Origin of the sequence: Tamaricihabitans halophyticus, assembly GCF_004340875.1 — a bacterium.
Classification (GTDB): Bacteria; Actinomycetota; Actinomycetes; order Mycobacteriales; family Pseudonocardiaceae; genus Tamaricihabitans; species Tamaricihabitans halophyticus.
In genome coordinates, this window is the sequence record NZ_SLXQ01000039.1 from 1 (window position 1) to 4,292 (window position 4,292).

General features: G+C 68.5%; 6 protein-coding genes and 1 pseudogene. All 7 read left to right on the forward strand.

What is annotated here, in order from left to right:
* A partial coding sequence (locus EV191_RS30280; RefSeq protein WP_165913176.1) for a hypothetical protein occupies window positions 1–269 on the forward strand: 269 nt, incomplete at its 5' end.
* Between the two features lie 25 nt (window positions 270–294).
* Window positions 295–903: a hypothetical protein gene (locus tag EV191_RS29890; protein WP_132881477.1), complete on the forward strand. Its 609-nt coding sequence runs from the start codon at window positions 295–297 to the stop codon at window positions 901–903.
* Window positions 900–1,469, forward strand: coding sequence for a hypothetical protein (locus tag EV191_RS29895; RefSeq protein WP_132881479.1), 570 nt, complete (start codon window positions 900–902; stop codon window positions 1,467–1,469). Before EV191_RS29890 ends, EV191_RS29895 begins: the two co-directional genes overlap by 4 nt.
* Window positions 1,466–1,753 (forward strand): annotated as a pseudogene (locus tag EV191_RS31035) (WhiB family transcriptional regulator); the annotation flags it as partial. The gene EV191_RS29895 and the pseudogene EV191_RS31035, both read left to right, overlap by 4 nt.
* A 261-nt stretch (window positions 1,754–2,014) precedes the next feature.
* Window positions 2,015–2,407: a hypothetical protein gene (locus EV191_RS30790; protein ID WP_243659344.1), complete on the forward strand. Its 393-nt coding sequence runs from the start codon at window positions 2,015–2,017 to the stop codon at window positions 2,405–2,407.
* Window positions 2,408–2,432: 25 nt separating this feature from the next.
* Entirely contained in the window at window positions 2,433–2,864 is a 432-nt protein-coding gene (locus EV191_RS29905) for an ASCH domain-containing protein (protein ID WP_132881483.1), read from the forward strand.
* A 49-nt stretch (window positions 2,865–2,913) separates the two neighbouring features.
* A complete protein-coding gene (locus EV191_RS29910; protein ID WP_243659345.1) occupies window positions 2,914–4,170 on the forward strand; it encodes a DUF3631 domain-containing protein in 1,257 nt (418 codons plus the stop codon).
* Window positions 4,171–4,292: the final 122 nt, after the last annotated feature.

The window sequence follows — 4,292 nt, forward strand, 5'->3', positions numbered from 1 at the left end:
CCATGACCGCTACCTCTGCGCCCCAGGACCAACTCGGTCGGCTTGTCGCCGAGAACACCGTGCTCGCCATGGACCTCGACGGTGCCTTCGCCGACCTCGGCCAAGCCGAGGAAGCGCTCGACGCGGCCACCTACGCCCTACACGAGCTCACCGCCGAGCACGCCACCACCAGCGCCCGCGCCGCGCGCCTGTGGGACCTACTGCGTGCCCAAACCCGCCGGCACCGGGCCGCCCGCGCCGAACTACGCCGCTGCACCTGCCGCCACTAACCCCCATCACTGAAGGAGAACACCTATGAGTAGGTGGGACAGCCCGCTAGCCATCGATGTCGAATCCAATGGTCTGCAGTGGACTGTCGGCCCGTTCCCCGGACTACCGGCCGCGATGCGATTCGTGTCCGAGCATCTGGGCGACACCGACCGCTACCGACACCACTACCGGCCCCTGACCGCCCCCGACGAGGCCGCCACACGCCTCCACCACTCGGCCGGCGGGCTGTTCCACACCCCATCCAGACACCAGCGTGAACCGCTTGAGGTGGACCTGCGTGCCGCGATCGCCTGCCACCACGGTGATCCCGGCGAAGACCCCCACAGCGACGGGCTCTACGCCCACCTCGACCTGCACCGGCCCTGGCACCTCGACCTCGCCGACCCCGAATGCTGGGAACACGACTGCGAACACCCCCGCCACCCCGACGGAACCTGCACCATCCCCACCCACCACGTCGTGCTGTGCCGCCACTGCACCCCCACCGACACCACCAGCGGCGGCGAATCAGCCGGCGACCCCTACCCCGAATGCCACGTCACCTGGCCCTGCAGCCCCGTCCTCGCCCTCTGCGCGAGCTTCGGCATCACCCCACCCGGCACGGCACAACCCCACCAGGAGAGCAATCCATGAGCACCGAGATCGCCACCGATGCTGAACGCGGCTGGCTCGCCTGCGTCCTGCACAGTCCCCTACCCGGGGCGCGCCGACTGTTGGCCGGGATGCGTGCCACCGACTGCCGCGCTCCCATCGCGCAACTGGTCACCCAGCTCGCGATCGAACTCGTCGCCGACAACCAGCCACCCGCGCCCGCCGCGATCCTCGCCCACGCCCAAACCACCGGCCGCATCCCCGCACTGCCCGACCCCGGGCAACCCTCGCGCCGCGACGGTGCCGAACACCGCCACACCCAACTCACCCTGTGGCTGGCCAACACCATCGAACTCCCCATCTGGCACGGCCTCGGCGAAACCCTGCGCACCCACGTGCTCGAACTCGCCTGGCGCCGCGCCATCCACGAACACGCCACCCAACTCGCCCACGCCGCCACCCACAGCCCCACCGACATCCTGGCCCAGCTCTGCGATCAACCCACCAACATCACCGACCTCCACCACCGCTGGCACACCACCCAACAACCCCACTCAGACCCCGAACCGATCACCAACCACACCAGCCATGAGGAGGCCGCAGCATGACTCGCCACCGCCGCAACGCGCTGCGCGCGCACCACGTCGGCCACCGCGCTGATGGCACCCCAGACCTCGTACTGCCCGGTTCGTGGGTCACCGAAGCCGCCTGCGGACCCGACACCGCCGAACTGTTCTACCCCGCCACCAACCACGGGCCAGCCACAGCCGACACCCGCCGCGCACTCCAGTTGTGCGCAGCCTGCCCCGTCCGCGCCGAATGCGCCCGCGAAGCCGAACACGCCGACCACACCTACGGCGGTCCGCACGGCACGTGGGCCGGCCTCACCGCCACCGAACGCGAACACACGCTTCGCCGCGCCACCACACCCCAACCCCCGACCAAGACCAGCCCATACCCAGATCCTGCCCGGCCTACTCGATCCCGACCTCGACGCCACCGTGCTCGCCCTCTCCGACCACGGACACAGCCCCACCACCATCGCCCAACACCTCGACCGACCCATCACCGACATCCGCCGAGCCCGCCAGCGTGCCTGGCGCCGCCGCGACCGCGCCACACGAAAAGCCGCCGCACGAAGGGATGCCGCCTAATGCCGATCCGACCCGAAAACCGCCACCGCTACCCCAACAACTGGCGCGAGATCTCCCACCGCATCCGATTCGACCGCGCCCGCGGACGGTGCGAATGCCGCGGCGAATGCGGCCGACCCCGCCGCCACCTCGACCACGACGCACGCTGCCGCAACCGCCACAACCAACCCGCCTGGCTCACCGGCACCCGCGTCATCCTCACCACCGCCCACCTCAACCACACCCCCGAAGACTGCGACGACGAAAACCTCCGCGCCTGGTGCCAGGCCTGCCACCTCCACTACGACGCCACACACCACGCCGCCACCCGCCAACGCACCCACGCCCACCAACTAGCCCAAGAGCTGATCCCGCTGTTCGACCTCCCCACCAACCCAGACAGCACCGACTAGCCCCACGACCACACCAGGAGATGCCATGCGCGCACTATCCATCCGTCAACCCTGGGCCGCGCTCATCCTCGCCGGCCACAAACCCACCGAAAACCGCACCTGGCACACCACCTACCGGGGCCCACTCGCCATCCACGCGGGCCAACGCTACGACCGGAACGCACGACACCTCGCCGCCGAATTCGGCATCACCACCACACCACGCGGATGGCTCGGCACCGTCGAACTCATCGACGTGCACCACGACCGCGACTGCTGCAGACCATGGGGCGAACCCGACACATGGCACTGGGTCATGACCAACCCCCAACCGTTCGCCGCGCCGATACCCGGACGCGGCCAACTCGGCCTCCACCAACCACCCGCCCACATCGCCCACCACCAACGCACCCACACCCAGCAGCTCACGGACTCGCTGATCCCCCTGTTCGACCTCACCGCCAACCCAGACACCTGAGACCGATCCACACCTGGCCCGCGCGTTCGCACACCGGGAGGCACCACCCATGACTGACACCGCGCCCCACGATCACGGCGCGACGCTGCTGACCACGCTGCGGGAGGCACTGACCCGATACGTCGTCATGCCGTCAACCTTTGCCGTGGATGCCGTGGTGCTGTGGATCGCGGCCAGCCACGCCCAACCCGCCTGGGCACACGCGCCCCGCCTGGTCATCCGCGCCCCGGAACGACGGTGCGGAAAATCCCGCCTCCTCGACATTGTGGAAGCCACCAGCCACAACCCACTGTTGACCGTCAACGCCAGCCCCGCCGCCGTCTACCGGTCAATCAATGATGACCCGCCCGTGCTTCTCGTCGATGAAGCCGACACGATCTTCGGCGCGAAAGCAGACGGCAACGAAGAACTCCGTGGCGTCCTCAACGCCGGACACCAACGCGACCGGCCCGCGCTGCGCTACGACGCCGCAACACAACTCGTCCAGCACATCCCCACCTTCGCCATGGCAGCACTCGCCGGAATCGGCGCCATGCCCGACACCATCGAAGACCGCGCCATCGTCATCCACATGCGACGACGCGCCCCCGGCGAACACGCCGCCGCCTACCGATCACGCCGCGACCGACCACACCTACGCGAACTCGCCAACGGACTCACCGACTGGCTGCGCACCGACCTCGAACAACTCGAACTCGCCGAACCCGACATGCCCGTCGAAGACCGCGCCGCCGACACCTGGGAACCCCTCATCGCTATCGCCGATCACGCCGGCGGCGACTGGCCCCACCGCGCCCGCACCGCCGCCGTCGCCATGACCCACGAAGCCGAAGAAACCGAAGAAATGAGCGACCGCATGCGCCTACTCACCGACTGCCGCACCGCATTCGCCGACGACGACGCCCTCTACACCGCCGACCTCCTCAAACGACTCCGCAGCATGCCCGAAGCCCCCTGGAACGAACAAGGACCCACCGGACTCACTGCACACAAACTCGGCGCCATGCTCCGCGAATACGGCATCCACTCCCACAACGTCCGACTCGCCGACGGCCAACGCAAAGGCTACGACCGTAGCGACTTCACCGACGCATGGAACCGCTACTGCCCCACCGAAAACACACCACCGGGCAATCCGTCCCAAGCGTCCCAAGCGTCCCCACCCAGGTCAGCCCGGGACGCTTCACACACCTGGGACGGATCAAAGCGTCCCAACGACCCACACCCACCCCCAACAAACCATCACCAACCCACCGAAACGGACCAAACAACCATCCCGCTCCGCGCCCTACCCGACACCGCCTAAACCAACCACCCAACCGCGCCCTGGGACGGATCAAAGCGTCCCACCACCACAAAGCGTCCCGCCCTGACCAGCACCGGGACGCTTGGGACGGATGGGACGGACACCCGCGCACTCGCCAAGAC